The 25,577-nt window shown below is 59.0% G+C and carries 24 protein-coding genes and 1 tRNA gene; 18 read left to right on the top strand and 7 right to left on the bottom strand.

Features of this window, described 5'->3' with window-relative positions:
* Positions 1-140 precede the first annotated feature (140 nt).
* The 8 genes from dusB to hflX all read left to right on the top strand — a co-directional run bounded on the left by dusB (position 141) and on the right by hflX (position 10,358).
* Complete coding sequence (gene dusB, locus FHT85_RS23525) at positions 141-1,169, top strand: tRNA dihydrouridine synthase DusB (protein WP_112400659.1); 1,029 nt, start codon at positions 141-143, stop codon at positions 1,167-1,169.
* Positions 1,166-2,323 carry a two-component system sensor histidine kinase NtrB gene (locus FHT85_RS23520; protein ID WP_015339827.1) on the top strand — a complete coding sequence of 386 codons (1,158 nt, stop codon included), beginning with the start codon at positions 1,166-1,168 and terminating at the stop codon, positions 2,321-2,323. The genes dusB and FHT85_RS23520 overlap by 4 nt, the downstream gene beginning before the upstream one ends.
* A complete protein-coding gene (ntrC, locus tag FHT85_RS23515) occupies positions 2,320-3,771 on the top strand; it encodes a nitrogen regulation protein NR(I) (RefSeq protein WP_112338341.1) in 1,452 nt (483 codons plus the stop codon). Before FHT85_RS23520 ends, ntrC begins: the two co-directional genes overlap by 4 nt.
* Before the next feature lie 283 nt (positions 3,772-4,054).
* Entirely contained in the window at positions 4,055-6,328 is a 2,274-nt protein-coding gene (locus tag FHT85_RS23510; RefSeq protein WP_112338342.1) for a sensor histidine kinase NtrY-like, read from the top strand.
* Positions 6,318-7,682: a sigma-54-dependent transcriptional regulator gene (locus FHT85_RS23505; protein WP_015339830.1), complete on the top strand. Its 1,365-nt coding sequence runs from the start codon at positions 6,318-6,320 to the stop codon at positions 7,680-7,682. Before FHT85_RS23510 ends, FHT85_RS23505 begins: the two co-directional genes overlap by 11 nt.
* Before the next feature lie 49 nt (positions 7,683-7,731).
* Complete coding sequence (locus tag FHT85_RS23500) at positions 7,732-8,595, top strand: D-amino-acid transaminase (RefSeq protein WP_112400658.1); 864 nt, start codon at positions 7,732-7,734, stop codon at positions 8,593-8,595.
* A 107-nt stretch (positions 8,596-8,702) separates the two neighbouring features.
* Positions 8,703-8,945, top strand: a complete 243-nt coding sequence (hfq, locus tag FHT85_RS23495; RefSeq protein ID WP_003539403.1) for an RNA chaperone Hfq — start codon at positions 8,703-8,705, stop codon at positions 8,943-8,945.
* A 78-nt stretch (positions 8,946-9,023) separates the two neighbouring features.
* A complete protein-coding gene (gene hflX / locus FHT85_RS23490) occupies positions 9,024-10,358 on the top strand; it encodes a GTPase HflX (RefSeq protein WP_112400657.1) in 1,335 nt (444 codons plus the stop codon).
* An 8-nt stretch (positions 10,359-10,366) separates the two neighbouring features.
* Here the strand turns inward: hflX and mazG are convergent, their stop codons facing one another.
* Together mazG and FHT85_RS23480 are read right to left on the bottom strand one after the other, a co-directional pair.
* Positions 10,367-11,215 carry a nucleoside triphosphate pyrophosphohydrolase gene (gene mazG, locus FHT85_RS23485; protein ID WP_112338345.1) on the bottom strand — a complete coding sequence of 283 codons (849 nt, stop codon included), beginning with the start codon at positions 11,213-11,215 and terminating at the stop codon, positions 10,367-10,369.
* Positions 11,216-11,237: 22 nt separating this feature from the next.
* Positions 11,238-11,825 carry a deaminase gene (locus tag FHT85_RS23480; protein WP_112400656.1) on the bottom strand — a complete coding sequence of 196 codons (588 nt, stop codon included), beginning with the start codon at positions 11,823-11,825 and terminating at the stop codon, positions 11,238-11,240.
* 295 nt (positions 11,826-12,120) lie between these two features.
* Between FHT85_RS23480 and cysG the strand changes: the two genes are divergently transcribed.
* The 5 genes from cysG to FHT85_RS23455 all read left to right on the top strand — a co-directional run bounded on the left by cysG (position 12,121) and on the right by FHT85_RS23455 (position 17,151).
* On the top strand, positions 12,121-13,557 hold the full coding sequence (cysG, locus tag FHT85_RS23475) for a siroheme synthase CysG (protein WP_112412115.1): 1,437 nt from the start codon (positions 12,121-12,123) through the stop codon (positions 13,555-13,557).
* Positions 13,558-13,560: 3 nt separating this feature from the next.
* Positions 13,561-13,875 (top strand): DUF2849 domain-containing protein, encoded by a 315-nt coding sequence (locus FHT85_RS23470; RefSeq protein WP_112412116.1) that lies wholly within the window; start codon positions 13,561-13,563, stop codon positions 13,873-13,875.
* Positions 13,876-13,892: 17 nt separating this feature from the next.
* Positions 13,893-15,572, top strand: coding sequence for a nitrite/sulfite reductase (locus tag FHT85_RS23465; RefSeq protein ID WP_112412117.1), 1,680 nt, complete (start codon positions 13,893-13,895; stop codon positions 15,570-15,572).
* Positions 15,573-15,583: 11 nt separating this feature from the next.
* Positions 15,584-16,096: a DUF934 domain-containing protein gene (locus tag FHT85_RS23460; RefSeq protein ID WP_112412118.1), complete on the top strand. Its 513-nt coding sequence runs from the start codon at positions 15,584-15,586 to the stop codon at positions 16,094-16,096.
* A 242-nt stretch (positions 16,097-16,338) separates the two neighbouring features.
* Positions 16,339-17,151 (top strand): ferredoxin--NADP reductase, encoded by an 813-nt coding sequence (locus FHT85_RS23455; RefSeq protein WP_112338350.1) that lies wholly within the window; start codon positions 16,339-16,341, stop codon positions 17,149-17,151.
* Between the two features lie 53 nt (positions 17,152-17,204).
* Here the strand turns inward: FHT85_RS23455 and FHT85_RS23450 are convergent, their stop codons facing one another.
* The 3 genes from FHT85_RS23450 to FHT85_RS23440 form a co-directional block, all read right to left on the bottom strand.
* Positions 17,205-17,819 (bottom strand): GntR family transcriptional regulator, encoded by a 615-nt coding sequence (locus FHT85_RS23450; protein ID WP_112412119.1) that lies wholly within the window; start codon positions 17,817-17,819, stop codon positions 17,205-17,207.
* Between the two features lie 184 nt (positions 17,820-18,003).
* The gene (locus FHT85_RS23445; RefSeq protein WP_112400651.1) at positions 18,004-18,210 is read right to left on the bottom strand and encodes a hypothetical protein; all 207 of its coding nucleotides are present in this window, start codon (positions 18,208-18,210) and stop codon (positions 18,004-18,006) included.
* Positions 18,211-18,402: 192 nt separating this feature from the next.
* The gene (locus FHT85_RS23440) at positions 18,403-18,660 is read right to left on the bottom strand and encodes a GlsB/YeaQ/YmgE family stress response membrane protein (protein WP_112338353.1); all 258 of its coding nucleotides are present in this window, start codon (positions 18,658-18,660) and stop codon (positions 18,403-18,405) included.
* Positions 18,661-19,037: 377 nt separating this feature from the next.
* Between FHT85_RS23440 and FHT85_RS23435 the strand changes: the two genes are divergently transcribed.
* Positions 19,038-19,113: transfer RNA gene (locus FHT85_RS23435), tRNA-Lys, on the top strand.
* 799 nt (positions 19,114-19,912) lie between these two features.
* Positions 19,913-20,275: a hypothetical protein gene (locus FHT85_RS23430; RefSeq protein ID WP_246780071.1), complete on the top strand. Its 363-nt coding sequence runs from the start codon at positions 19,913-19,915 to the stop codon at positions 20,273-20,275.
* A gap of 834 nt (positions 20,276-21,109) precedes the next feature.
* On the opposite strand, the gene FHT85_RS23425 is transcribed toward FHT85_RS23430, so the two are convergent.
* The gene (locus tag FHT85_RS23425; RefSeq protein WP_112338356.1) at positions 21,110-21,391 is read right to left on the bottom strand and encodes a PsiF family protein; all 282 of its coding nucleotides are present in this window, start codon (positions 21,389-21,391) and stop codon (positions 21,110-21,112) included.
* Positions 21,392-21,673: 282 nt separating this feature from the next.
* Here FHT85_RS23425 and FHT85_RS23420 point away from each other — a divergent pair, with 282 nt between their 5' ends.
* Positions 21,674-22,426, top strand: a complete 753-nt coding sequence (locus tag FHT85_RS23420) for a cytochrome c biogenesis CcdA family protein (protein WP_112412122.1) — start codon at positions 21,674-21,676, stop codon at positions 22,424-22,426.
* Between the two features lie 64 nt (positions 22,427-22,490).
* A complete protein-coding gene (locus tag FHT85_RS23415; RefSeq protein ID WP_112412123.1) occupies positions 22,491-23,453 on the top strand; it encodes an AEC family transporter in 963 nt (320 codons plus the stop codon).
* On the opposite strand, the gene FHT85_RS23410 is transcribed toward FHT85_RS23415, so the two are convergent.
* On the bottom strand, positions 23,430-24,632 hold the full coding sequence (locus tag FHT85_RS23410) for a UbiH/UbiF family hydroxylase (RefSeq protein ID WP_112412124.1): 1,203 nt from the start codon (positions 24,630-24,632) through the stop codon (positions 23,430-23,432). The genes FHT85_RS23415 and FHT85_RS23410 overlap by 24 nt on opposite strands.
* Positions 24,633-24,844: 212 nt before the next feature.
* On the opposite strand from FHT85_RS23410, the gene pcsA reads away from it, so the two are divergent.
* The gene (gene pcsA, locus FHT85_RS23405; RefSeq protein WP_112338360.1) at positions 24,845-25,570 is read left to right on the top strand and encodes a phosphatidylcholine synthase; all 726 of its coding nucleotides are present in this window, start codon (positions 24,845-24,847) and stop codon (positions 25,568-25,570) included.
* The last annotated feature ends 7 nt before the right edge of the window (positions 25,571-25,577 follow it).

The raw sequence follows: 25,577 nt of genomic DNA, 5'->3' as shown, positions 1-25,577 counted from the left end.
TAGATCGCCAAAACGGGACCCTGCTCAAGCAGGGTCTATCGCCTCAACTGAGTATTTTCCAGCATCTGCCCAAAAAATATCGGGATTCTTCGAAACCCCTTGGCAAACTTTCAAAGCGTGTCTAAAAATAGTGCAGACGTATGGTGTGCCCGAAAGATAATCATTTGCTGTCTTCCAAGCTTGCAGCCCCATTTTCCATCGGTTCCGTATCCATCCGGAATCGTGTGATCCTGGCACCGATGTCGGGCGTGACCGATCTGCCTTTCCGGCAGCTTGCCTTGCGCTATGGCGCCGGTCTGGTCGTTACCGAAATGGTCGCAAGCCGCGAACTCGTGCAGGATACGGCTGAATCCTGGGCGCGTCTGAGAAGCGCAGGGCTGAAGCCGCATATGGTGCAGCTTGCCGGCCGCGAGGCGCATTGGATGGCCGAGGCCGCAAAGATCGCCGCGGACAATGGCGCCGATATCATCGATATCAATATGGGCTGCCCCGCCAAGAAGGTGATTGGCGGCTATTCCGGCTCGGCACTGATGCGCGATCCGGATCATGCGCTGACGTTGATCGAAGCGACGGTCCGTGCGGTGAACATTCCCGTCACGCTGAAGATGCGGCTGGGCTGGGACGAGAATTCCATCAATGCGCCTTATATAGCGCGCCGGGCCGAAGAGGCCGGCATCCAGCTCGTCACCATTCACGGTCGTACGCGCATGCAGTTCTATGAGGGCAGGGCGGATTGGGATGCCATCTGCGCCGTGCGCGATGCCGTCTCCATACCGCTTGTGGCGAATGGCGATGTCGAAACGGCAGAGGACGCGCAGGAAATCCTGCGGCGCTCCGGTGCCGATGCGGTCATGATCGGCCGGGGCTGTCAGGGCCGTCCGTGGCACGCAGGCGTGCTGGCAGGGCATCGCGAGCCAAGCCGCCAGGAGATCGTCGAGATCGCTCTCGAACACTATCGCATGATGCTGGAGTTCTACGGCGAAGCCGTCGGCATTCGCCATGCCCGCAAGCATCTCGCCTGGTATCTCGATCGTTATGCGCCGGCAACGGCAGCTGCCGACAAGGCAAAAATCATGACGTCGAAAGATAGCGGCGAAGTGGCTGCATCCCTCCGTGCTGCGCTGCAGGCCGGCGCCGATCTCGCCCAATGCGTTCAGGAGGCTGCATGACCTCGAAATCCAGCTCCGGCGCCGGTGATACCGCGGCCAACTCTGTCGCCATGGCGGTTCTCAACGCGATCCAGAATCCCGTCGTCATGGTCGACGAGGCGGGTTTGATTGCTTTCGCCAACTGGGAGGCGGAGGCCTTCTTCGGCGCCAGCGCATCGCATCTGTCGCGCTACAAGATTTCGACGTTCATTCCGTTCGGCAGCCCCTTGCTGGCGTTGATCGATCAGGTGCGGGAGCGCCGCGCGCCGGTCAACGAATATCGCGTCGATCTGAGTTCGCCGCGCCTGGGACAGGACAAGCTGGTGGATATTTATGTTGCGCCGATTTCCAGCGACCCCGGCTCCGTGGTGGTGGTGTTCCAGGAACGCTCCATGGCGGACAAGATCGACCGGCAGCTGACGCATCGCGCCGCCGCCCGATCGGTCACAGGCCTTGCCTCCATGTTGGCGCATGAGATCAAGAATCCGCTGTCGGGCATCCGCGGCGCAGCTCAGCTGCTGGAACAGTCGGTCGAGGACGACGATCGCGCGCTGACGCGCCTTATCTGCGACGAGACGGACCGTATCGTCTCGCTGGTCGACCGCATGGAGGTTTTCTCCGACGAGCGGCCCGTCGATCGCGTCCCCGTCAACATCCACTCCGTGCTCGATCATGTGAAGGCCGTCGCCAAGGCGGGCTTTGCCCGCAACATCAAGATATCAGAGAATTACGACCCTTCGCTGCCGGCGGTCTTCGCGAACCGGGACCAGCTCGTGCAGGTGTTTCTCAATCTGGTGAAGAACGCCGCTGAAGCGGTGGGCGACCGTCAGGATGGCGAGATCATGCTGACGACGGCCTATCGTCCCGGCATCAGGCTCTCGGTTGCCGGCACGCGCGAGAAGATCTCCCTGCCGCTGGAGTTCTGCGTCATCGACAACGGCCCGGGCGTGCCGGCCGATCTCGTGCCGCATCTCTTCGATCCGTTCATCACGACAAAGACGAATGGAACCGGCCTCGGCCTCGCGCTGGTCGCCAAGATCATCGGTGACCACGGCGGCATCGTCGAATGCGACAGCCAGAACCATCGCACCACTTTCCGCGTTTTGATGCCTGCCTCCAAAGGCATCACCTCAGAAGATGCCCCACTTCCGAACTCTACAGGGACTACTCGATGACAGCCACGATCCTTGTCGCCGATGACGATGCGGCCATCCGCACCGTGCTCAACCAGGCTTTGAGCCGCGCGGGTTACGATGTACGCATCACATCGAACGCCGCCACGCTCTGGCGTTGGGTCTCCGCCGGCGAAGGCGACCTTGTCGTAACCGACGTCGTCATGCCCGATGAAAACGCATTCGACCTGTTGCCGCGCATCAAGAAGGCGAGACCGGATCTGCCTGTTCTGGTCATGAGTGCGCAGAACACCTTCATGACGGCGATCAAGGCATCCGAGAAGGGCGCTTACGACTATCTCCCGAAGCCCTTCGATCTGACCGAGCTGATCGCTATCGTCGGCCGCGCCCTGTCCGAACCGAAGCGCAAGCCGGCAAAGCTCGACGACGACACGCAGGACGGCATGCCGCTTGTGGGGCGTTCGGCCGCGATGCAGGAAATCTATCGCGTGCTGGCGCGTCTGATGCAGACCGATCTCACGTTGATGATCACCGGCGAATCCGGTACCGGCAAGGAACTGGTGGCGCGTGCCCTGCATGATTATGGCAAGCGCCGCAACGGTCCCTTTGTGGCCATCAACATGGCCGCCATCCCGCGCGACCTGATCGAATCCGAACTGTTCGGCCACGAGAAGGGCGCCTTCACTGGCGCGCAGACCCGCTCGACCGGACGTTTCGAACAGGCCGAGGGCGGCACGCTGTTCCTCGACGAAATCGGCGATATGCCGATGGATGCGCAGACGCGTCTGCTGCGCGTGCTGCAGCAGGGCGAATATACCACCGTTGGCGGCCGCACCCCGATCCGCACCGATGTCCGCATCGTCGCCGCCACCAACAAGGACCTGAAGCAGGCGATTAATCAGGGCCTCTTCCGCGAGGATCTCTATTACCGCCTCAACGTCGTGCCGCTGCGCTTGCCGCCGCTGCGCGACCGCGCCGAGGACATCCCGGATCTCGTGCGTCATTTCATCCAGCAGGCCGAGAAGGAAGGGCTGGGTTCCAAGCGTTTCGATCAGGAAGCGCTCGAACTCATGAAGGCCTATCCCTGGCCAGGCAACGTCCGCGAGCTGGAAAATCTTATCCGCCGGCTGATGGCGCTTTATCCGCAGGATGTCATCACCAAGGAGATCATCGACGCGGAGCTGCGCGCCGACGTGCCCGACAGCCCGATCGAAAAAGGGCCGGTCCGCACCGGCTCCATGACTATTGCGCAGGCGGTGGAAGAGAATATGCGGACCTATTTCGCCAGTTTCGGCGAGAACCTGCCGCCCCCGGGTCTCTACGACCGCGTATTGACGGAGATGGAATATCCGCTGATTCTCGCCGCCCTGACCGCGACACGCGGCAATCAGATCAAGGCGGCCGATCTTTTGGGTCTCAACCGTAATACGCTGCGCAAAAAGATCAGAGAACTGGGTGTTTCGGTTTACAGAAGTTCCCGAACGGCTTGACAACGCGAGCCGATGCGTTGCATTTTCGCCACAATGCGTTGCTTAAAGGTCACGCAGTTGATTCGTCGTTTTTGCAGTGGCGATTCGTCTGGCCAGCTCTCCCAAAGGCAAGAGTTCGTCTGATTTTTCAGCTATTTGCAATGATGACCTGAAGTAAGGGTTTCGCTCCTTGGCGAAACCGGACGACAGTTCCCGCCTCTGCCTGTCACTCGCATGAAGGTCGTAATTGGCCGTGCATTTGACCAGGGCGCCGACCGTCGCTCGGGCGTGGAGATTGATGGGAATGATACAGGACGCGGTGTCGCCGGCGGCGAGCGACGAGACGGTTGTCAAGGTGACGGATCGTCGTGCTTCCTTTGCCCTACCTGGTCTGATCCTGGCCGGCGGCGCGCTTTTGTGCGCCATCGCGACCTTGCTGATGCTTCTCGGGCTGACGCCAGTCGCCCCGACATCATCCGTCGTTTTCACCTCGGTCGTTATCAACGGACTTTTCGTCCTGGGTCTGATCGCTCTGATCGCCCGCGAAGTGGCGCGCCTGATGAAGGCACGCAGCCGTGGTCGCGCGGCAGCCCGCCTGCATATCCGCATCGTCGTTCTGTTCTCGATCGTCGCGATCACACCGGCCATTCTCGTTGCCATCGTTGCCAGCCTGACGCTCAATGTCGGCCTGGATCGCTGGTTCGGCGTGCGCACACAGCAGATCATCAGCTCCTCCCAGAACGTCGCGCAAGCCTATCTGATGGAGAATGCGAGCTATCTGCAGGGTCAGACCGTGTCGATGGCAAACGATCTGGAGCGCAACCGTTCGCTCTTCAATCTCGATCGCACCGGCTTTGCCGACTTGATGACCCGTCAGGCACGCGGGCGCGGCTTGCTGGGTGCATTTCTCGTGCGCCGCGACGGCAGCGCCATTGTCCAGGCCGAGATCAAGACCGAACGTCCGCTGCCGGCCATTCCAAAAGACGCGCTTGATTCTTCGGCCAACGGGCAACCGACTCTCATCCCGCCTGGCGTGACCAATCTTGTTGGCGCTGTCATCAAGCTCGATGAAATACCCGGCGCGTTTCTCTACACCGTTCGGGCGGTCGACCCGCGCGTCATGAATGCCATGCGGATGGTGGAGGACAATACGGTCGAGTACAAGGCGATGGAAGAAGGGCGCATGTCGCTCCAGATCGCTTTTGCCGTTCTTTATATCGGCTTTGCTCTCATCGTACTTCTGGCGGCGATCTGGACAGCCATCGCAATTGCCGATCGTATCGTCAGGCCCATCCGTCTCCTTATCAGCGCTGCGGATAACGTTGCCTCGGGGAACATGAACGTGCTGGTGCCGGTGCGCTCGGCTGACGGCGACGTCGGCAGCCTGTCGCGCACCTTCAACAAGATGATCTCGGAAATTCGCACGCAGCGCGATGAAATCCTTGAAGCGAAGGACGAGGTAGACGACCGACGCCGCTTCATCGAGGCCGTGCTGTCGGGTGTGACGGCGGCCGTGATCGGTGTCGAGCACGATCGGCGCATCACCATCGTCAATACCTCGGCTGAAGATCTACTGACGCTCAAGAGCGACGAGCTCATCGGCAAGAATCTGTCTGATATCTCACCAGAGGTCGATCAAGTCGTGACGGAAGCGACCACGCGCCATCGCAGCGATTTCCGCAAGCAGATCAGCCTTGTTCGCGGCGGAACGGTACGCACGCTCAGCGTTCAGGTAACGCGTGAGGAATCGCGCGATGCCAACGAGTCCTATGTCATCACACTCGATGACATTACCGATCTTGTCATAGCGCAACGCTCGACCGCCTGGGCCGATGTCGCCCGCCGCATTGCCCATGAGATCAAGAACCCGCTGACGCCCATTCAGCTGTCGGCCGAGCGTATCCGTCGCCGTTTCGGCAAGAACATCGCCGATGCCGACCGTCCTGTCTTCGACCAGTGCACGGATACGATCATCCGGCAGGTCGGTGATATCGGCCGCATGGTCGACGAGTTCTCCTCCTTCGCCCGCATGCCGAAGCCGACCATGGAGCCGACCGATCTGCGCGATATTCTGCGCGACGCCGTGTTCCTGCGCGAAATGGGCAATACACATGTCCAGTTCGGGCGTGAGCTGGGCGACGAACGGCTCGAGGGCATGTTCGATGCGCGAATGCTCGGCCAGGCCTTCGGCAATCTCATCAAGAATGCCGTCGAGGCAATCGAAGGCGTACCGAGCGACCAGGCTCGCGAGCAGCCGAAGATCCTCGTGCGCTCGTCGCTCGATCCGGATCGTGATCGCTTCACTGTCGACGTCATCGACAATGGCCGCGGCCTGCCGGTGGAAAACCGGCACAGCATTCTCGAACCCTATATGACGATGCGCGAGAAGGGCACGGGCCTTGGCCTCGCCATCGTCAAGAAGATCATTGAAGACCATGGCGGGCAGATCGAACTCCACGACGCGCCAGCCGATTTCGACCAGGGCAGGGGGGCCATGATCCGCGTGCATCTGCCGCGCCGTGAGCAAGCCGCCGTCGCCCATACAGAAAATGACAAGGAAAGCGTCTATGGCATCTGATATTCTCGTAGTCGACGACGAGGAAGACATTCGCGAAATCGTTTCGGGAATTCTTTCGGATGAGGGGCACGAAACTCGCACTGCGCATGACAGCGACAGCGCGCTCGCCGCGATTTCCGATCGCGCGCCGCGGCTGATCTTCCTCGATATCTGGATGCAGGGCAGCAAGCTCGACGGTCTGGCGCTATTGGATGAGATCAAGGCGCGCCATCCGGAGCTGCCCGTGGTTATGATTTCGGGTCATGGCAATATCGAAACGGCCGTCTCCGCCATCAAGCGCGGCGCTTTCGATTTCATCGAAAAGCCGTTCAAGGCCGATCGCCTCATCTTGATTGCAGAGCGCGCGCTCGAAAATTCCAAGCTGAAGCGTGAGGTCTCCGAGCTGAAGCGTCGCACGGGCGACGCCGTTGAATTGATCGGCACATCGGTAGCCGTGTCGCAGCTGCGCCAGACCATCGACAAGGTTTCTCCCACCAACAGCCGCATCATGATCTTCGGCCCATCGGGCTCCGGCAAGGAGCTTGTGGCCCGGATGATCCACAAGAAATCGACCCGCGCCAATGGCCCCTTCGTGGCGCTGAACGCCGCCACAATCACGCCGGAGCGCATGGAAATCGCCCTGTTCGGCACCGAAGGCTCGCCGGGGCAGGCGCGCAAGATCGGTGCCTTGGAAGAGGCCCATCGCGGCATCCTCTATCTCGACGAAGTCGGTGAAATGCCGCGCGAGACGCAGAACAAGATCCTGCGGGTGCTCGTTGACCAACAGTTCGAGCGTGTCGGCGGTTCCAAGCGGGTGAAGGTGGATGTGCGCATCATCTCGTCCACGGCCTACAATCTCGAGAGCCGCATTGCCGAGGGTCTGTTCCGCGAAGATCTCTATCACCGCCTAGCTGTCGTGCCCGTCCGCGTCCCGGCTCTTGCCGAGCGCCGTGAGGATATTCCCTTCCTCGTCGATCAGCTGATGCGCCAGATTTCGGAGCAGGCGGGCATCCGTCCGCGTCGCATCGGTGACGACGCCATGGCCGTGCTGCAGGCGCATGATTGGCCCGGCAACATCCGCCAGCTGCGCAACAATATCGAGCGGCTGATGATCCTGGCGCGCTCTGACGGCGCAGAAACGCCGATCACGGCGGAAATGCTGCCGACCGACCTCGGCGACATGCTGCCGAAGGTCTCCGCCAAGAATGATTACCACATCATGACATTGCCGCTGCGCGAGGCCCGCGAAATGTTCGAGCGCGATTATCTCATCGCTCAGATCAACCGCTTCGGTGGCAATATCTCGCGCACGGCGGAATTTGTCGGCATGGAACGCTCGGCACTCCATCGCAAGCTGAAGTCGTTGGGCGTCTGAACCGCCGCCCGACATTTCGAACATCACAGAATTCGGATCAGGGGCTTCTATGCCGAGAATAGCTTACGTCAACGGCCGCTATGTCAAACACAGCGATGCCATGGTGCATATCGAGGATCGCGGCTATCAGTTCGCCGACGGTGTCTATGAGGTTTGCGAAGTCCGTCATGGCGTGATCGTCGACCTGACGCGCCATCTCGATCGACTCAACCGTTCGCTGAGCGAATTGCGGATCGCCTGGCCGATGACGCGCCAGGCATTGATCCTGGTGATTCGCGAGACTTTGCGCCGCAATCATGTCCGCAACGGCCTATTCTATCTGCAGGTGACGCGCGGCGTTGCCCGGCGCGATCACGTCTTTCCGCCGGCCGGCACGCCATCCTCGATCGTCGTCACCGCCAAGAGCACCGATCAGTCCGTGATCGCCAAGAAGAACGCCAATGGCATCAAGGCGATCACCGTCCGCGACAACCGCTGGGATCGCGTGGATATCAAGTCGGTCGGACTGCTTCCGAACGCGATGGCCCGTCAGCAGGCCAAGGAGGCCGGCGCGCAGGAGGCGATCTATATCGATCACAATGGCATGGTGAAGGAAGGTGCGGCGACCAACGTCTGGATCGTCGATCACGACGGGAATCTCGTCACCCGCCCGGCCGAACACGGCATCCTGCGCGGCATCACTCGCACGACGCTGATGGACGTTGCAGCCAAGCTCGACGTAACGATCGTCGAGCGATTCTTCTCGGTCGAAGAGATGATGAAGGCCCGCGAAGTCTTCATCACGGCGGCGACAAGTATCTGTTTTCCGGTCGTTTCTATCGATGGAGAGACGATAGCGAACGGTCATCCGGGCAGCATGTCACAGAAAATTCGTGAAGCCTTTTTCGACGTTGCGGAAAAGACTGCGATTTGATACCAACATTCGCTGGGGGGAGAGAATGAGGGTATCTCCCGTCCGGGACCTCTGTATACCATGACATTCAACCGGCTCAGGTCGGCAAAAAAGAAAGAAGCGGCGCGATGGCGGAACGTTCTCAGAACTTGCAGGACTTGTTTCTCAATACTGTTCGCAAGCAAAAGATTTCACTCACAATTTTCTTGATTAACGGCGTGAAGCTCACAGGTGTCGTAACCTCATTCGACAATTTCTGCGTCCTGCTCCGCCGCGATGGCCATTCGCAGCTCGTCTACAAGCATGCGATCTCGACGATCATGCCGGGTCAGCCGATGCAGATGTTCGAGAGCGAAGAAGCCGCATCTTAACCGGGACTTGCCGTTATCACGACACGCGATACCAAAAATGATTCCCTCATCCCGGAGACCGTAAAACACCGGGATGACATGCGCGCTGTTGTCGTCGTGCCTGTGCTGAAACAGGCGCGCGCCGCGCGTTCCGCTCAAGCCGACAGTGCCATCTCCATTTCACGCCCGCCCGAAAGCCGACTGGAAGAGGCAAAGGGGCTTGCGCTGGCCATTGATCTCGATGTCGTCAACGGCTCAATCGTTCCCATCAACGATCCGCGGCCGGCAACGCTGCTGGGAACTGGCAAGATCGAGGAAATCCTCGCGCTCCTCGACGAGTTCAACGCCGGGCTTGTCATCGTCGATCATCCTCTGACGCCCGTTCAGCAGCGCAATCTTGAAAAGGCATGGAACGCCAAGGTCATCGACCGCACCGGCCTCATTCTCGAAATCTTCGGCCGCCGCGCCTCCACCAAGGAGGGTACGCTGCAGGTCGAGCTTGCGCATCTGAACTACCAGAAGGGCCGATTGGTTCGAAGCTGGACCCACCTTGAACGCCAGCGCGGCGGTGCCGGCTTCATGGGCGGCCCGGGTGAAACCCAGATCGAAGCCGACCGGCGCATGCTGCAGGAGCGGATCATCCGGCTCGAGCGCGAGCTCGAACAGGTGGTTCGCACCCGCCAGCTTCATCGCGCCAAACGCAAGAAGGTGCCGCATCCGATCGTGGCTCTCGTCGGCTATACCAATGCCGGCAAGTCGACGCTCTTCAATCGCATTACCGGCGCCGGCGTGCTCGCAGAAGACATGCTGTTTGCGACGCTCGACCCGACGCTGCGCCGCATGAAGCTGCCGCATGGCCGCACGGTCATTCTCTCAGATACTGTTGGCTTCATCTCCGACCTGCCGACTCATCTGGTGGCCGCGTTTCGCGCAACGCTGGAAGAGGTGCTGGAAGCCGACCTGATCCTGCATGTCCGTGATCTCTCGGATGACGACAATCAGGCCCAGAGCGCTGACGTGATGCGCATTCTCGGCGATCTCGGCATTGGCGAGGCCGAAGGCGCCGAGCGCATCCTTGAGGTCTGGAACAAGATCGACCGCCTGGAACCGGAAGCTCACGATGCCATCGTCCAGAAGGCGTCGACCGCGGAAAACGTCATTGCCGTTTCAGCGATAACAGGCGAGGGCGTTGATCGTCTGATGGATGAAATCAGCCGGCGCCTTTCCGGCGTGCTGACGGAAACGACGATCACCTTGCCCGTCGAAAAGCTGGCGCTGCTGCCCTGGCTCTATAATCACGCCATCGTCGATAACCGTGAGGACAATGAGGATGGCACGGTGACGCTCGACGTCCGACTCACAGAGACCGAAGCGGCTGAATTGGAGCGGCGCATGGGCAACGGCCCGAAGCCGCAACGCGAAGATTGGGAATAAGACGGCTTTTACGCCGACTTGACACCTGCCAGCTGCCGCTCGATGGCCTTTGCTGACTGCCAGATTTCTTCCATCCGCTCCAGCGAGGCGCCTTCCAGCGTTTCGCCTTTAGCCTCGAGCGTCGTTTCGATGTGATGGAAGCGGCGGCGGAATTTGGTGTTCGTGCCGCGCAACGCCTGTTCGGGATCGGCGTTCACATGCCGGCCGATATTGACGACAGCAAAGATTAGATCGCCGAGTTCGTCGCTGACCTTGGCCTTGTCGCCGCTTGCAAGCGCTGCCCGCAATTCGCCGATCTCCTCCTCGATCTTGTCGAGGATCGGCTCCGGCGCAGACCAATCGAAACTCACCTTGGCGGCGCGCTCCTGCAGTTTCAAGGCTTCGGTAAGGGCAGGGAAAGTCCGCTGCACCGAACCCAGGAAACCGGCCTTGAAATCTTCAGTGATACCGCTCTTGGCACGGCGTTCGGCGCGTTCCCGCTTCTCTTCGGCCTTGATCCGGTCCCATTGCAGCGTCACCGCATCCTCGGTCTTGGCATCGGAGACGGCAAAGACATGTGGATGGCGACGGATCATCTTGCGGGTAATGGCGTGCACGACATCACCGAAGGAAAATGCTCCGGCTTCCTCGGCGATTCGCGCGTGGAAGACGACCTGCAGCAGGAGATCGCCGAGCTCGTCGCAAAGATCGTCGTTATCCTTGCGCTCGATCGCATCCGCGACCTCATAGGCCTCTTCGATCGTATAGGGCTTGATGGTTTCGAAGGTCTGGACGATGTCCCAGGGGCAACCGCTCTCCGGGTTTCGCAGCGCCGCCATGATGTCGATCAGACGGGAAATGTCTCGCGATGCTTCCATCATTGCCTCTGGTCTTGCTCTATCAATTCAAAGGGATGTCGTTGCCGCTCTTCGACGCCTGGTAGTTGTCGGAGAGATCGGCATAGGCCTGCTTGATACGCGCTGTCTGGTCTTTGAGCTCGCCTTTGCGTGGATCCGCTTCCGTCTCCACCAGGTCGGAGATGGCAAAGCTGTTCCAGAATGCGTTTTGGCGACGATAGCCGCCCGGCTCCAGGCCGAAGACTTCCTTCAGGATCTTAAGATCGTGCGGGATTGCGAAGGCGTCCCGCGAATCCTCATGGCTAAAGAAATAGTAGAAATTATCGAAGCCGGCCCAGGTGATGGCGGACATGCACATGGTGCACGGCTCGTGCGTGGACAGGAAGATCAGATCCTTTGTCGCCGGCTTCTCGCCAAGCTCGTAGAAGCGTTTGAGGGTGTGAACCTCGCCATGCCAGAGCGGGTTTTCCAATTCATTGTTGGTTTCCGCAACGACCAGTGAGAGATCGGACTTCCGCAGGATGGCCGCGCCGAAAACCTTGTTGCCGGCAGCCACGCCTCTGCGGGTCAGGGGCAGGATGTCATGCTCGACGACATTGAGGAGGCGTGCAGCGATGCTATTGTCAGACAAGGGTTTTCTCCAGCGATTTTCGCTGCAGTCTATCGGGATTGCAAATGCGGCGGTATGCGTAAATACCTTAAAGACTATGTTTGCCACAAGCAATAAAGCAGCTCGGCAATGGGGCTAAGTCATAAAAATCTATAAATTTTATAGGCTTATTGCGATCTGCTCGCCTGGTGAGTTTTGCTCAAATCCTTGGCATGTCGAGCAAAAGAATACGCGCATGCATGGGCATTAGAATTTCTGTTTCTTCAATCTCTTGGCCGCAGGGGCGATATTCGCTAAATCTTGAAGTGGAATAGTGATGCCTCCCAGGACTGAACAGCTTTCGGTGTTTCCCGCTTTCTTCCGCGTGGAAGGAAGGGTGGCGGCTGTCTTCGGTAATGGCGACGAGGCCTTTGCCAAGGTGCGACTGCTTTTGAACACGCAGGCGAAAGTCGTTGCCTTTACGCCGGCGCCCGAGGCTGACTATCATGCTTTCCTCATCGCCAACCGCATCGAAACTGTACGTGGCGATTTTTCACCCGATCAGGTCAAGGGCGCGACGCTCGTCTTTGCCGCCACTGGCGATGCGGAAGCTGATCGCGCTATCGTCGATGCGGCTCGCGCCGAGCGAATTCCGGCAAACGCCGTCGATCAGCCCGATTATTGCGATTTCTATACGCCGGCGCTGGTCAACCGCGCACCTGTTGCCGTTGCCATCGGCACCGAGGGTGCTGGACCTGTGCTGGCGCAGATGATCCGTGCGCAGATCGATCAGATGCTGTCGCCGTCGCTTGGCAAGCTTGCAGAATTGGCGACGCGCTTCCGCAAACCGGTCGATCGCCTCGTGCCGCGTGGCGTTGCTCGCCGCATCTTCTGGCGGGAGTTCTTTTCCGGATCCGTCGCCGACGCCGTCAATGCTGGCCATGTCGCGCGGGCGGAGCAGGCAGCCGATGAGCTGCTGCGGTCGTCACGTGAGGTCGAGGGTCGCGTATGGCTGGTCGGTGCCGGCCCGGGCGCCGAAGATCTGCTGACGCTGCGGGCGCAGCGCGTCATGATGGAGGCCGATGTCATCGTCTACGACGCGCTTGTGCCGCAGGCGATCGTCGACATGGGCCGCCGCGATGCCGAGCGCCTGTCCGTCGGCAAGCGCAAGGGATGCCATAGCAAGTCGCAGGAAGAGATCAACGATCTGCTGGTGCAGCTTGGCCGCGAATGCAAGCGCGTCGTGCGGCTGAAGTCCGGCGATCCGCTGGTTTACGGCCGTGCCGGTGAGGAAATGGCGGCTCTGCGCGCTGCCGGCATTGGCTATGAGATCGTTCCGGGCATCACCTCGGCTTTCGCCGCCGCTGCCGATTTTGAGTTGCCGCTGACGCTGCGTGGCGTCGCCTCGTCGCTGGTCTTCACAACGGGTCACGATCTCACAGGCGATGTGCTGCCCGATTGGGCGAGTTTGGCCGTATCCGGCGCCACGATTGCGGTGTATATGGGACGTACGGTTGCCGCTTCCGTCGCCGGCCGTCTGATGCAAGCTGGCCTGCCGCCCGAGACGACCGTTGCCATCATCGAGAATGCGAGCCGGCGTGATCGCCGACTGATGCACGGAATATTGCGGGATCTGCCCGATCTCCAACACCGCGATGAGCTAGGTGGGCCGGTCATGGTCATTATCGGCGATGCCGTCGCCGGTGCGAATTTTGAACAATCCGAGCCGCTGGTCCGTCGCGAGACCGCTGCTCAAGACTATGCAAGGAACTGATTGATGGTCGACAAGGTTCTGACCGCAAACCGGCTCACCGATGGCGTCGCCGTCTGGCTGAACGCAAATGGCGGGTGGGTGACATCGCTGCAGGAGGCGCTGGTCGCTCGGCATACCGAAGCGGAAGCCGCACTGGAAGCGATCGGCAAGCAGGCCTATGCTGACAACAAGGTCGTCGACGTCAATCTGATCGACGTGCAGGAAACCGGCGGCAAGCTTTGGCCGCTGCGCCTGCGCGAGCGCATCCGCGCCGAAGGCCCAACCATGGAATACGCGCCGGGCTATGCCGCCGCCGATCCCGATTTCATTGCAGTCTGAGAAGTCCCGAGGAAGTCATGTATCGTTACGATGAATTCGACCACGCCTTTGTTGCGGAACGGGTTGCCCAGTTTCGCGATCAGGTGGAGCGACGCCTCTCAGGGGAGCTTTCGGAAGACGCCTTCAAGCCGCTGCGCCTGATGAATGGCGTCTATCTGCAGCTGCACGCCTATATGCTGCGCATCGCCATTCCCTATGGCACGCTGAGCTCGCGCCAGATGCGCATGCTCGCCCATATCGCCCGCACCTATGACCGCGGCTATGGCCACTTCACCACGCGTCAGAACCTGCAGTTTAACTGGCCGAAGCTCTCCGAGATGCCGAACGCGCTGGCTGATCTCGCTTCGGTCGAGATGCACGCCATCCAGACCTCGGGCAACTGCATTCGCAACGTGACCGCCGACCATTTTGCCGGCGCCGCGGCCGATGAAGTCGCCGATCCCAGGCCCTATGCCGAAATCCTGCGCCAATGGTCCTCCGTTCATCCGGAGTTCTCCTTCCTGCCGCGTAAGTTCAAGATTGCCGTCACCGGCGCCGAGCGCGACCGTGCCGCCATTCAGGTGCATGATGTCGGCCTGCATCTGAAGAAAAACGACAAGGGCGAGATCGGTTTTGCTGTCTATGTCGGCGGCGGGCAGGGGCGTACGCCGCTGGTTGCCAAGCTGATCCGTGACTATTTGCCGGAAGCGGATCTTCTCTCCTACATCACCGCCATCATGCGCGTTTACAATCTGCATGGCCGCCGCGACAACAAGTACAAGGCGCGCATCAAGATCCTCGTGCATGAAACGGGCGCCGAGGAACTGGCGCGCCAGGTCGAAGTCGAGTTCGACAAGCTGCGAGACACCGAGCTGAAGCTGCCGGAAGCCGATGTCCAGGCCATCTCGGCCTATTTCGCGCCGCCGGCGCTGCCGGAGCGCCCTGAAGGCTGGGAAAGCCTGGCGCGCTGGAAGAAGGCCGATCCGGTCTTTGCCCGCTGGGTGCAGCAAAACGTGCAGCCGCACAAGAACCCCGATTATGGCATGGTGACAATCTCGCTGAAGCCGATCGGCGGCATTCCTGGCGATGCGACGGATGTGCAGATGGACGCTGTCGCCGATATCGCCGAGGAATATGCCTTCGGCGAAATCCGTGTCAGCCACGAGCAGAATCTCATCCTGCCGCATGTTGCACTGGCAGATCTCGAAGCCGTCTATCGCGGCCTCGTCGCTATCGGCCTGGAGACGGCCAATGCCGGCCTGATCACGGATATTATCGCCTGTCCTGGCCTCGACTATTGCGCGCTTGCCAATGCGCGCTCCATTCCGGTTGCGCAGGAAATCTCTACGCGTTTCGGTTCGCCCGAGCGCCAGGCGGAGATCGGCGAGCTGAAGATCAAGATCTCCGGCTGCATCAATGCCTGCGGCCATCACCATGTCGGCCACATCGGTCTGCTCGGTGTGGAGAAGAAGGGCGCAGAACTCTATCAGATCACGCTCGGCGGATCCGGCGACGAGAATACGTCGATCGGTGAGATCATCGGCCGCGGCTTCGAGCCCGACAAGGTGACCGACGCCATCGAGACCATCGTCGACACCTATCTCGGTCTTCGTCTGGATCCCTCCGAAACCTTCCTGACCGCCTACCGTCGCGTCGGGCCGCAGCCGTTCAAGACCGCACTTTACGGCGCGTCCTCGTCGGCAGCCGAAGCAGCGTAAGGAGATTGATCATGACCAAGATCTGGCGTGAAACAGGCTTCGTGGAGCATGATCCGTGGGTCATCGAAACTGACGACGTCAAGGCAACCGAGGCGCAGAAGCCGCTGCTTGGCCTCGATGCGTTGATCGCAAAGGCGGAAGAGAGCAATGAGGCCGGCCTCGGCGTCGTCATCAAGCCAGCCGACGACGTGACACGGCTGCAGCCCTATCTCGATCGTCTCGATATCGTCGCGGTTGCTTTTCCGGCATTCAACGATGGCCGCGCCTTCAGCCATGCCTCGCTGCTGCGCCAACGCCTCGGCTACGCCAATGAGCTGCGGGCTGTCGGCGACGTGCTGATCGACCAGATTCCGCTGATGCTGCGCGTCGGCATTGATAGTTTCTCGGTGACGAATGAAACAGCACTGAGGAGGTTGGCGGAGAACCGCCTTCCGGGCATTCCGCATTACTATCAGCCGACCGCGCGCCGCGCAGAAGGCGGGCAGGCCTATAGCTGGCGGCGATTGCCGGCAAAGTCGGCCTGACGTCGAAAGGCGGCCGTTGCGGCAATTTGGTGTCGGATTGCCGTATTCAAACCTTTCGAATTATGTACGCTCGGTGATATGGAAACTTGACTGGAATAGGCATATTTCACTCCCGTAGCGTCGGCTGGAATGGAATGCCTTTCAAAACCGGCTATATTGTTATATCAGCGTCGCGAAATGAGCCTGCCAGGGAATACGTGCCCAGGAAGAACGCGTAAGACTAATACGGGATTCGAGACAGAATGAACGCCCCCGCAAAGACAGATGAATTTGCTTCAGCAGTACCCGCCGGCGTCTTCGCCGAGAAGGTGCTGAGCGTTACGCATTATACCGATCGGCTCTTTCGCTTCACCATGACCCGGCCGCAGGGCTTCCGTTTCCGCTCGGGCGAGTTCGCCATGATCGGCCTCATGGTCGAGGGGAAGCCGCTTTATCGCGCCTATTCGATCGCGAGCCCTGCCTGGGCCGACGAGCTTGAATTCTTTTCCATCAAGGTGCCGGACGGTCCGCTGACCTCGCACCTGCAGAACATCAAGCCCGGCGACGAAGTGCTGATGCGCAAGAAGCCCACGGGCACGCTGGTTCTGGATGCGCTGACGCCTGGCCGTCGGCTCTATATGTTCTCGACCGGCACCGGAGTTGCGCCATTTGCGAGCCTTATCCGCGATCCGGAAACCTATGAAAAATTCGAGGAAGTCATCCTCACCCACACGACGCGCGATGTTGCCGAGCTGAAATACGGCTTCGATCTTGTCGAGGAAATCCGCAATGACGAGATCCTCAGCGAAGTCGTCGGCGATAAGCTGCGCCACTATGCGACCGTCACCCGCGAGGAATTCCCCTTCAAGGGCCGCATCACCGATCTCATCGAAAACGGCAAGCTTTTCAGCGACCTCGGCGTACCGCCGCTGGATCCCGCGATCGATCGCGGCATGATCTGCGGCTCCTCCGCCATGCTGAAGGACACCAAGGGCCTGCTCGAAAAGGCCGGCCTGAACGAAGGTGCCAACAACAAGCCGGCCGAGTTCGTCATTGAACGCGCTTTCGTCGGTTAAGCGAATTATTCCAATGCATGAAAAAGGCGGTTTCGGCAACGAAGCCGCCTTTTTCATGCATTGTTGAGATAATCGATGAGTGCGGCCATGGCTGTGCGTGCCTTGTCGGCATCGCCGCCGCGGATGGCGTCTATCGCGTGAACATGCATGGCAATCGCGCCGCCCATGCGGTCATGCGTTCCAGTCGAATACCACAGCCGGCGCGCATGTGTTTGCACTGGGGCGAGCGCCGCTGTGATGAAATTGTTGGGGCAGGCGGCTTCCAGAATTTCATCGAATGTCTTGTCGGCGGTGAAAAAACCGGGCAGGTCGCCGGTACCGGCGCATTCCTCCATCCGTCGGGCGCATTCCCGCAATCGCTCCCGCTGCTGCGGATCGGCATAGGTGGCGGCGAGCGCGGCGGCAATCGGTTCCAGTTCGCGCCGCACCTGCATGACATATTGATGATCTTCCGGACGAATTTCCGCGATTTGCAGGCCGACGCGCGGGCGCACATGGATCAATCCCTGCCAGGCCAGCTTCTGAATGGCCTCGCGCACCGGCGTTCGTCCGTGTCCCGCCATCTCGATCAGCTGCTTTTCGGTCACAAGGCCGCCTGGCTTCAGCTCAAGCGACACGATCGCATATTCCAGCGCGAGATAGGCAAGATGGCTGAGCGAATTCTGCATCCGAAATCATGTCCGGCTTATGCGTGAGGGCACACAGTGTCATCTGGCCTCGTCGAAGGCAACGGTCGTGACACGTCAACAAGGCCGGCTTGGCGGTCCGTTCAAATCGCCGTACCGGAAATCGTCGTCCCTAAGGGCCGACGATTTCGGGATATTTCGCAAGTGGAGTAAAGGTGCCGCGTCGTTATTGGCCGATTGCGGTGGCAAGGGTGGGCGGTCTTCGTTTGGCGGCCATAAGCAGGTCCAGCTCGGTGGACGACGGGCCGAACTTGTAGAAGAGGCGTTTTGCCTCCGCATCGTCGAGACGATATTTCCGTGCAAACTCGGCAATACTGTATGGGCGGCCGCGGATAACTTTGCGGGCGGTTGTCCGATTGGTGTTTTCTATCATGTTTCCAACCTCCTTTCGGTTCCTCATCCGATAGATAGCGCCAAGGTGGAGCTTGGAAAGACCTTGAAAGTCGCGTTGCCTCCGCTAAAGGCAGCCTTCCGCCGGGGCTCACGCAACAAAAAGGGAAGGCGATTTGCTCCGCCTTCCCTTTTTTCCTCTTCCCAATTCGGGCGTATGCAGCCCGATACGCTGTTATCGCCTGATCAATCGCCCGATGAAAATAAGAATGCAGGCGCCGATGAAGCCAGTGACCAGATAGTTCAGCCATACATGGAACGGCAGCGCGATGCCGAGGGCACGGAACAGCCAGCTGGCGACGAGCGCGCCAACAATGCCGAGGATGATGTTCATGACGATGCCGGTGTTGCTCTTCATGATCATCTCGGCGAACCAGCCAGCCAAACCGCCGATGATAATTGCTGCAATCCAACCTACGTTTGCGTCTTCCATAAAAGAACCTCCTGAGGGCCCGACAGGTTGTTAACAATAGCTGATATACACCAAAAACGATTCGCACCCCAACTGTTGCGCATGGCGAGTCGATTGATCCGTTCATTGCAACCCTGATTATTAAGGGAAATTGTTACGGTTGTTTGGGTCTCTGAGAATCGATTGTCTTGCCGCAGCTCATTCGTCGCTGGCGCCGGAGTTCTGATTTTCCTGAAGAACGGGCGGCTTCTTCGGCCCTATGGCGTCGTTTCGTGGTAGTGAGGCGAGGAAAAGCATCCTCGGCCGCTGACAACCGCAATTTTATGGGTTGACCACAATAAGGCGTCTGCATATGTTCCGCGCACTTCCAGCCGGGGCAGCTTCTGCCAGCGGAGAGGGAGAGCGTAGCTCAGTCGGTAGAGCAACTGACTTTTAATCAGTAGGTCATGGGTTCGAATCCCATCGCTCTCACCATCGTTTCTTTGTCCAGCCCGGAGAGATAGGTCGCCAAACGCCCTTAGGCGAAGGTGCGGATTTTCGTATTGCTCGATTTTCCAGTGATATCGCCGTTACCTAGACCAGGCACCCGGCCAAGATGCGACACACAAACAGGAAGGGCCAATTTTTTACCGAGCAACCCAGACACAAGAATAACCCGGTATTCGCTGCCTGCAAGGGAGATGCGCGAATCGAGATATTTAACTGAGCTCGCTGATCCACTAAACGAGCGCTCTTAAATACCAAAGGATCAAGATGTCTGACCATCCGCGTTCATTAGAGTCGACAAGGCGTTGCTTATCGGACCGAAAGCCTAAAGGCACCATTATTTACATAATGGTCGCTGCGGTTGCGGTCATCATCGGATTGACTTCGGGACGGCACGAGAGCGCGATGCAAACTGTCCCCCAGGTTGCGAAGTTGGTTCATTAGAACGATCATGAGCCTACCCGAAGGCCACGCACAGCCCGGCAACCTTCGCAGTTTTTGCATTGCTGAATCTCGCTGATTGTCTTGCCTCTGTTCGCATCGCGCTTTCGTCCGTCAACCGGAACGCACAGGTTGTTGATGACGTTTAGTCCGAATTGGCTGGTGACGAATCTCGATTTGATAGTATCATAGCTTCATCAATAAGACTGTTGGTGAAGACGACGGGCGAATGATGGAATTCGTGGCAGAGCTGTCTCTGTGGGAGATTTATGCAATCGTTTGCGGGTTGCTGGTATCCTTGGGCCTTTTGGCCGGGCTGATCGCGGGCAGGAGGTTTTCTATAGCCTTGAGAGTGCTGCCGCTTCTCGGAATCGCGATCACCGCGCCCGCGACCGAGCGGCTTGTGATCCCCTACCTCTCCGAGCGTTATCCGGTGATCTTCGCCAACAAGGATTTGCCTAAGAAGATCGACCAGAAAACCACCCTGATGAAGATAGACCTCAGCGATCACATTTACAGCTATTTCTACGATCTCGATGACGAGGATGACGATTTCGATCCACCTCTCGTCAAATCCGCGCAGCTTACGGATCTCTGCGACTTCCTACTGCCGAAATTCAGTTCCGGCGAAGCATCTTTGGCGAATTACATCTATCAGCTGAAGGGCAGGGACTATTCGTTTTCGGTCGACAGCACCGACTGTTCCTGACGTTGGGCAGGCGAAATATCGAGCAGCAAGATTCCATATCCCCGACAGCGTTATTACCGCGCTCGCCTCTGCGGAGGTCGTGACCGGTACTTACGCGATTGTTGAGAGCGCAACGACTGCGACCGCTGTCAGTCCACCGAAGATCGGCAGCAATTTGAGCATAACAAGCCGCGCGAGCTTCTTTCTTTCGATCGACGTCATGATCAGCACTCCTCGCATGGCAGCGAAGCTTAAACGGATGGAATTCAAGATTCGTTTCACGCCTGTCGTCGCATTATTATATTATATGTCGCTAAAAGTACAGCGAAGCGGCATTTGCCTAATTCGAAGACAACAAATCCGCTCGTTAGTGGGATAGGGACCGCTGAGCATAATCGTGTCGTGCCTTCGATCGGAACCTAATTTCATCGGGTGAGTTCCCTCTTTAACAAAAAGGAGGCACGCCTTGGCACAGGATGGACATGAATCGAATGGCGAACGTGAGAAGAAGCAAGCGCTGGCAAAGATACAGCACAGCAAGGCGCATCAGAGCGATCGAATGAGTAGGGAAAAGGACGGAGCTTCAGTCGTTGCCGATCCCAGAAATAGGCTTGCGGAGGGCAAGACCGATCCGGCGACAAAGGAGCGCAAACCGAGAGATGCATGAGCGACAACTGCTGCCCATACATTTGGTAGCCACCTGAACGATTGAACGAAATTCAAATCCGGCTGACGCGATTTTTCGCCGAGGCCTGGCATTTCATCTGAATTTTGCGTGAGAGTAACGAACCGGTCGCGATCAACCTTACCGCCAGCTGGATGGTAAAGTTGACCGCGATTTCAGAGTGAAAAAGTCTAGGCCTTGCCGCCGTTCTTCTTGCAATCGCTTCGGAATTTGGCGCGCGCCTTTCCATGCAGGCCCTTGGCATCGGCCTGGGCCGAACATGCCTTCGAAACCGCGGTTTGAGCGGGCTTCATTGCCTTTGGCTTCATCGTGTTGGTCGTCGATGGAGCCGACGTGGTTGCACTTGGCGTAGTCGTTGTCGTCGTGCTCGGAGTAGTTGCCGTTTGTGCCATCGCGCTTACGCTGAAGAGTGCGACAAAGGCTGCAGTCGTGAACATGGTAGCAATTCTCATTGGGGCTTTTCCTCTGCTGACTAGCTTGAGTGGAATGTGCGTTGTCCGACGAACATCAACAGCTTGAACCAATATTTTTACAAATGCAATTCGCTCATCGAGCAGCTTGCGGATGCCTGTTCCCGCCCGGAAAATCGGGGAAAATCGCGGTTTTGCAACAGGCTGCAGCTTTCCCAATTCCGTCAACTTTAAGGCAAGATGCCGCCCGCTCGAAAAGGTGATTGGCTTTCCGATACCCGCGCCGTTAGGAAGGGGATCGGAATGATATAGCCGGAGTCCATCGTGTCGCTTGCCGATATTTCGCTTCTGAGTGCTTTGGTCGCCGGAGCGCTTTCGTTTCTTTCACCCTGCGTGCTGCCGCTCGTGCCGCCTTATCTCTGCTACATGGCGGGAATTTCGGTCGAGCAGTTTCGCGGCGGCGGAGCAGCCGTCGCTCAGGCACCGGGCATCCGCGGCAATGTGTTGATGTCGGCGCTGCTCTTCACCCTGGGGTTTGCCACCGTATTCATCGCGCTCGGCGCCGGTGCGTCCTCGATCGGCATGCTTCTGCGCCAGCACCTCGATATTCTCGCCAAGATCGGCGGTTTGATCATCGTCGTCATGGGGCTGAACTTCCTCGGTGTCTTCCGCATCGGCCTTCTGGCCCGGGAGGCGCGCTTCCAGAGCGGCGGCAAGCCGGCGACGCTGACGGGCGCCTATATCATGGGCCTTGCTTTCGCCTTCGGCTGGACGCCCTGCATCGGCCCGGTGCTCGGCGCTATTCTCGGCATTGCCGCATCGCGCGAAACGGTCGGCGCGGGCGCTGGCCTGCTCGCCGTCTATTCGCTCGGGCTAGCCATTCCCTTCTGGATCGCCGCCGGCTTTTCCGGTGCCTTCATGCGTTTTCTCTCCCGTTTCCGCCGTCATCTCGGCACGGTCGAACGGATCATGGGTGGGCTTTTGGTGCTCACCGGTCTCGCCTTCATCTTCGGCTATATCAGCGACATGGCGATCTGGTTTCAGCAGACCTTTCCGATCCTGATGAAAATCGGCTAAGTCGGGCGATATTTTCGCCTCTCGTTCTTCTCGGCAAATGGAACATGCCCGATGGCTGACCCCCATGGCTGATATTGTTGGTCTGTTGCTGCCGTTCTTTGGGCTGATCCTGGTCGGCTACGTCGCCGCACGCGTTACGAAGCAGCCGGCCGAGGCGCTCGGCTGGTTGAACACGTTCATCATCTATGCCGCGTTGCCGGCACTGTTTTTCAAGCTTGTGTCGCAAACACCGATCGACGAGCTGACCCGGATCGACTTCATCGCCACCGATATCGCCGCGACTTACTCGATTTTCCTGCTGCTGTTTCTGATCGGCCGTTTCCTGTGTCGCAATTCGGTTGCCGACAGCACCATCCAGGGCTTTGCGGGAGCCTATGGCAACATCGGCTACATGGGGCCGGGGCTTGCGCTGTTGGCTCTGGGGGAAAGGGCCGCGGTTCCGGTAGCGCTGATCGTATGCTTTGAAAACGCACTGCATTTCATCGTTGCGCCTGCCCTGATGGCGTTGGAAGGCGGCGACAAGCGCTCGCCATGGCGCGTTGCCGCGGATATCACCCGGAAGGTGCTGTTGCACCCTTTCATCCTGTCGACGGCGCTTGGTTTCGTCGTGGCTGCGTTATCGCTGCATCAACCGATCGCCTTCGAGCGATTTGTCAATTATCTCGCGCAAGCTGCTGCTCCTTGCGCATTATTCGCCATGGGTGTGACGCTCGCGCTGCGCCCGCTCAAGCGGATTCCGGTCGAAATCGGCTACATCGTGCCGGCAAAACTCGTCCTGCATCCCCTTGTGGTCTATATCGTTTTGCAGGCGGTCGGCGGCTTTGATCCGATCTGGATCGAGGCAGCCGTGTTGCTGGCGGCATTGCCGACGGCAACGAATGTCTTTGTCATCGGTCAGCAATATGGTGTCTGGCAGGAGCGGGCCTCCGCCACTATCCTGATCACCACGGCCTGTTCCGTGGTGACGGTTTCACTGGTGCTTTACCTGATAAAGTCGGGCGTCTTACCGGCGCAGCTTTTCCCGTAACGCCGAGGAAAAATTGCGCAGGCCGCCGCCGGGTTCGATGCCCTCGCGCATGACGATGTTGCGGAGCGGCGCGATGGCCGAAAGCACATGCAGGCCTGCTGCCCGCAGCATCTGCACGGGCAGAAAATCCGACAGAAGCGAGCGATTGAGGAGATCGACACTCGCCGTGCGGCTGACAATATCGGCGCGCCTCTTGCGATCGAAATTGTCGCCCGATGTCGCCGGGATCGGAAGGTCGGCGCGCGAGCAGAGAATGTCCGACAAAGCCAGGATATCGCGAAGGCTGAGATTGAGGCCCTGCGCGCCGATCGGCGGGAAGACATGGGCTGCTTCGCCGATCAGCGCGGCGCGACCCTTGCCGAAACGGTAGGCCGTCATGCCGGAAAGCGGCCAAACCTGCAAGCTGTCCTCGATTGTGACCTGGCCGAGCATCGACTGCATCCGCTCCTCGACCAGCCGGCCGAGTTCTTCGAGCGACTTCTCCGCGTTGGCAGCGGCTTCGGTCGGCTTCTGCACCCAGACGAGACTGGAGCGTCTGCCGGGCAGGGGTACCTGCGTGAAGGGGCCGCTTTCGGTGTGGAATTCCGTGGAGATGTTCTGATGCGGCAGGCTATGTGAAAAATTCAGAACCATTGCCGATTGCGGATAGGACCAGCCCTTGGTTTTGATCCCGAGGGTCTCTCGCACCATCGAATTGCGGCCGTCCGCGCCGACGACGAATGCAGCTTCGATCGAATCACCATTGTCGAGCGTGATCGCGACACCATCGTCGCGGAAGGCGATTTCGGAAGCCGTGGCTTCGATGCGGCTGACATTGCCTTCCGCTTCGATGGCTTGGCTGAGGTTGTCCAGCAACACGGCATTCGGAATATTGTAACCGAAGGCATCCAGGTCGATTTCCGATGCCCGGAACGAGACCGTCGGCGCCCGCAGCAGCCGTGACGTGCCATCGATGATGCGCATCGTGGTCAGCGCCGCCGCCGAAGGCGCGATCTTCTCCCATAGTGTCAGTCGCTCCAGAAAGCGGATCGATTGATCCATCAGCGCCGTGGTCCGCTTGTCGGCTTTGTTGTGCGGCGCGGCCACAAGGGCGACGGATCTTCCGCCGCGCGCCAGCGCGAAAGCCGTGATCATGCCGGCGAGCCCACCGCCGATAACGGCCACTTCAATCTGCTTCATATCGATGCCTCAATTACCTTCGGTACTGAAAATAAGCGCTTAGCCTGTTGAAATCCATGGGATGAAACATCGCAACGGGTGAAAATGACAGTAAGTCGCGCTAGCGTGCCCAGATAAACGCTTTTGCGCTGGCGATGCCGACCAAAGGATGCATATTAGCAAGAAAAACCGCCTGCCGGGGCAGGTGAATAAGCTGACGAGTCGTGGGGCGGATGAAAATCTTCAATTACAAGCGGGTGCCTTATGCGGAGATGCGTGCCTTCTCCGTTCATATACTGACGGCATCCGGATCGTTTCTCGCCTTTCTCGGCGTCGTCGCGGCATCAGAACATCGCTTTGTCGATATGTTCTGGTGGCTTGGCCTGGCGCTGCTGGTCGACGGCATCGATGGGCCGATCGCACGCAAGGTCCGCGTCAAGGAAGTGTTGCCAAACTGGTCCGGCGATACGCTCGACAATATCATCGATTACGTGACCTACGTGCTCCTGCCGGCATTCGCGCTCTATGAGAGCGGCATGATCGGCGAGCCCTGGTCGTTTGTCGCAGCCGGGATGATTGTCGTTTCCAGTGCCATCTATTACGCCGATACCGGCATGAAGACGGACGAATATTTCTTCTCCGGTTTCCCGGTCGTCTGGAACATGGTGATCTTCACGCTTTTCGTCATCGGCGCCAGCGCCACGACGGCCATGATCCTCGTCGGCGTTTCCGTCGTCCTGACCTTTCTGCCGATCAATTTTCTGCACCCCGTGCGTGTCAAGCGCTTGCGGCCGCTGAACCTTGGCATATTTCTCTTCTGGTCGGCACTCGGCATCTATTCGCTGCTGATGCATTTCGTCATGCCGCAATGGGCCATTGTCCTCTTCATCATCAGCGGTATCTATCTCTATTGCATCGGTGCCGTGCTGCAGTTTTTCCCGTCGCTCGGACGTCAGTAAGGCCCGT

The organism is Rhizobium sp. BK312, from assembly GCF_014193605.1.
GTDB lineage: Bacteria > Pseudomonadota > Alphaproteobacteria > Rhizobiales > Rhizobiaceae > Rhizobium.
Note: the sequence above shows the minus strand (reverse complement) of the source record. Positions and strands in the feature narration are given on the sequence as shown.

Bases quoted from the DNA above. Each gene is read 5' to 3' on its own strand.
- FHT85_RS23425 (WP_112338356.1), bottom strand. From the start codon at position 21,391: ATGAGAATTGCTACCATGTTCACGACTGCAGCCTTTGTCGCACTCTTC.
- FHT85_RS23465 (WP_112412117.1), top strand. From the start codon at position 13,893: ATGTATCGTTACGATGAATTCGACCACGCCTTTGTTGCGGAACGGGTT.
- mazG (WP_112338345.1), bottom strand. From the start codon at position 11,215: ATGGAAGCATCGCGAGACATTTCCCGTCTGATCGACATCATGGCGGCG.
- FHT85_RS23455 (WP_112338350.1), top strand. From the start codon at position 16,339: ATGAACGCCCCCGCAAAGACAGATGAATTTGCTTCAGCAGTACCCGCC.
- FHT85_RS23415 (WP_112412123.1), top strand. From the start codon at position 22,491: ATGGCTGATATTGTTGGTCTGTTGCTGCCGTTCTTTGGGCTGATCCTG.
- hflX (WP_112400657.1), top strand. From the start codon at position 9,024: ATGCGCGCTGTTGTCGTCGTGCCTGTGCTGAAACAGGCGCGCGCCGCG.
- FHT85_RS23440 (WP_112338353.1), bottom strand. From the start codon at position 18,660: ATGGAAGACGCAAACGTAGGTTGGATTGCAGCAATTATCATCGGCGGT.
- FHT85_RS23445 (WP_112400651.1), bottom strand. From the start codon at position 18,210: ATGATAGAAAACACCAATCGGACAACCGCCCGCAAAGTTATCCGCGGC.
- FHT85_RS23520 (WP_015339827.1), top strand. From the start codon at position 1,166: ATGACCTCGAAATCCAGCTCCGGCGCCGGTGATACCGCGGCCAACTCT.
- pcsA (WP_112338360.1), top strand. From the start codon at position 24,845: ATGAAAATCTTCAATTACAAGCGGGTGCCTTATGCGGAGATGCGTGCC.
- FHT85_RS23510 (WP_112338342.1), top strand. From the start codon at position 4,055: ATGATACAGGACGCGGTGTCGCCGGCGGCGAGCGACGAGACGGTTGTC.
- FHT85_RS23410 (WP_112412124.1), bottom strand. From the start codon at position 24,632: ATGAAGCAGATTGAAGTGGCCGTTATCGGCGGTGGGCTCGCCGGCATG.
- cysG (WP_112412115.1), top strand. From the start codon at position 12,121: ATGCCTCCCAGGACTGAACAGCTTTCGGTGTTTCCCGCTTTCTTCCGC.
- hfq (WP_003539403.1), top strand. From the start codon at position 8,703: ATGGCGGAACGTTCTCAGAACTTGCAGGACTTGTTTCTCAATACTGTT.
- FHT85_RS23470 (WP_112412116.1), top strand. From the start codon at position 13,561: ATGGTCGACAAGGTTCTGACCGCAAACCGGCTCACCGATGGCGTCGCC.
- FHT85_RS23505 (WP_015339830.1), top strand. From the start codon at position 6,318: ATGGCATCTGATATTCTCGTAGTCGACGACGAGGAAGACATTCGCGAA.
- FHT85_RS23450 (WP_112412119.1), bottom strand. From the start codon at position 17,819: ATGCAGAATTCGCTCAGCCATCTTGCCTATCTCGCGCTGGAATATGCG.
- FHT85_RS23460 (WP_112412118.1), top strand. From the start codon at position 15,584: ATGACCAAGATCTGGCGTGAAACAGGCTTCGTGGAGCATGATCCGTGG.
- dusB (WP_112400659.1), top strand. From the start codon at position 141: ATGGTGTGCCCGAAAGATAATCATTTGCTGTCTTCCAAGCTTGCAGCC.
- FHT85_RS23500 (WP_112400658.1), top strand. From the start codon at position 7,732: ATGCCGAGAATAGCTTACGTCAACGGCCGCTATGTCAAACACAGCGAT.
- ntrC (WP_112338341.1), top strand. From the start codon at position 2,320: ATGACAGCCACGATCCTTGTCGCCGATGACGATGCGGCCATCCGCACC.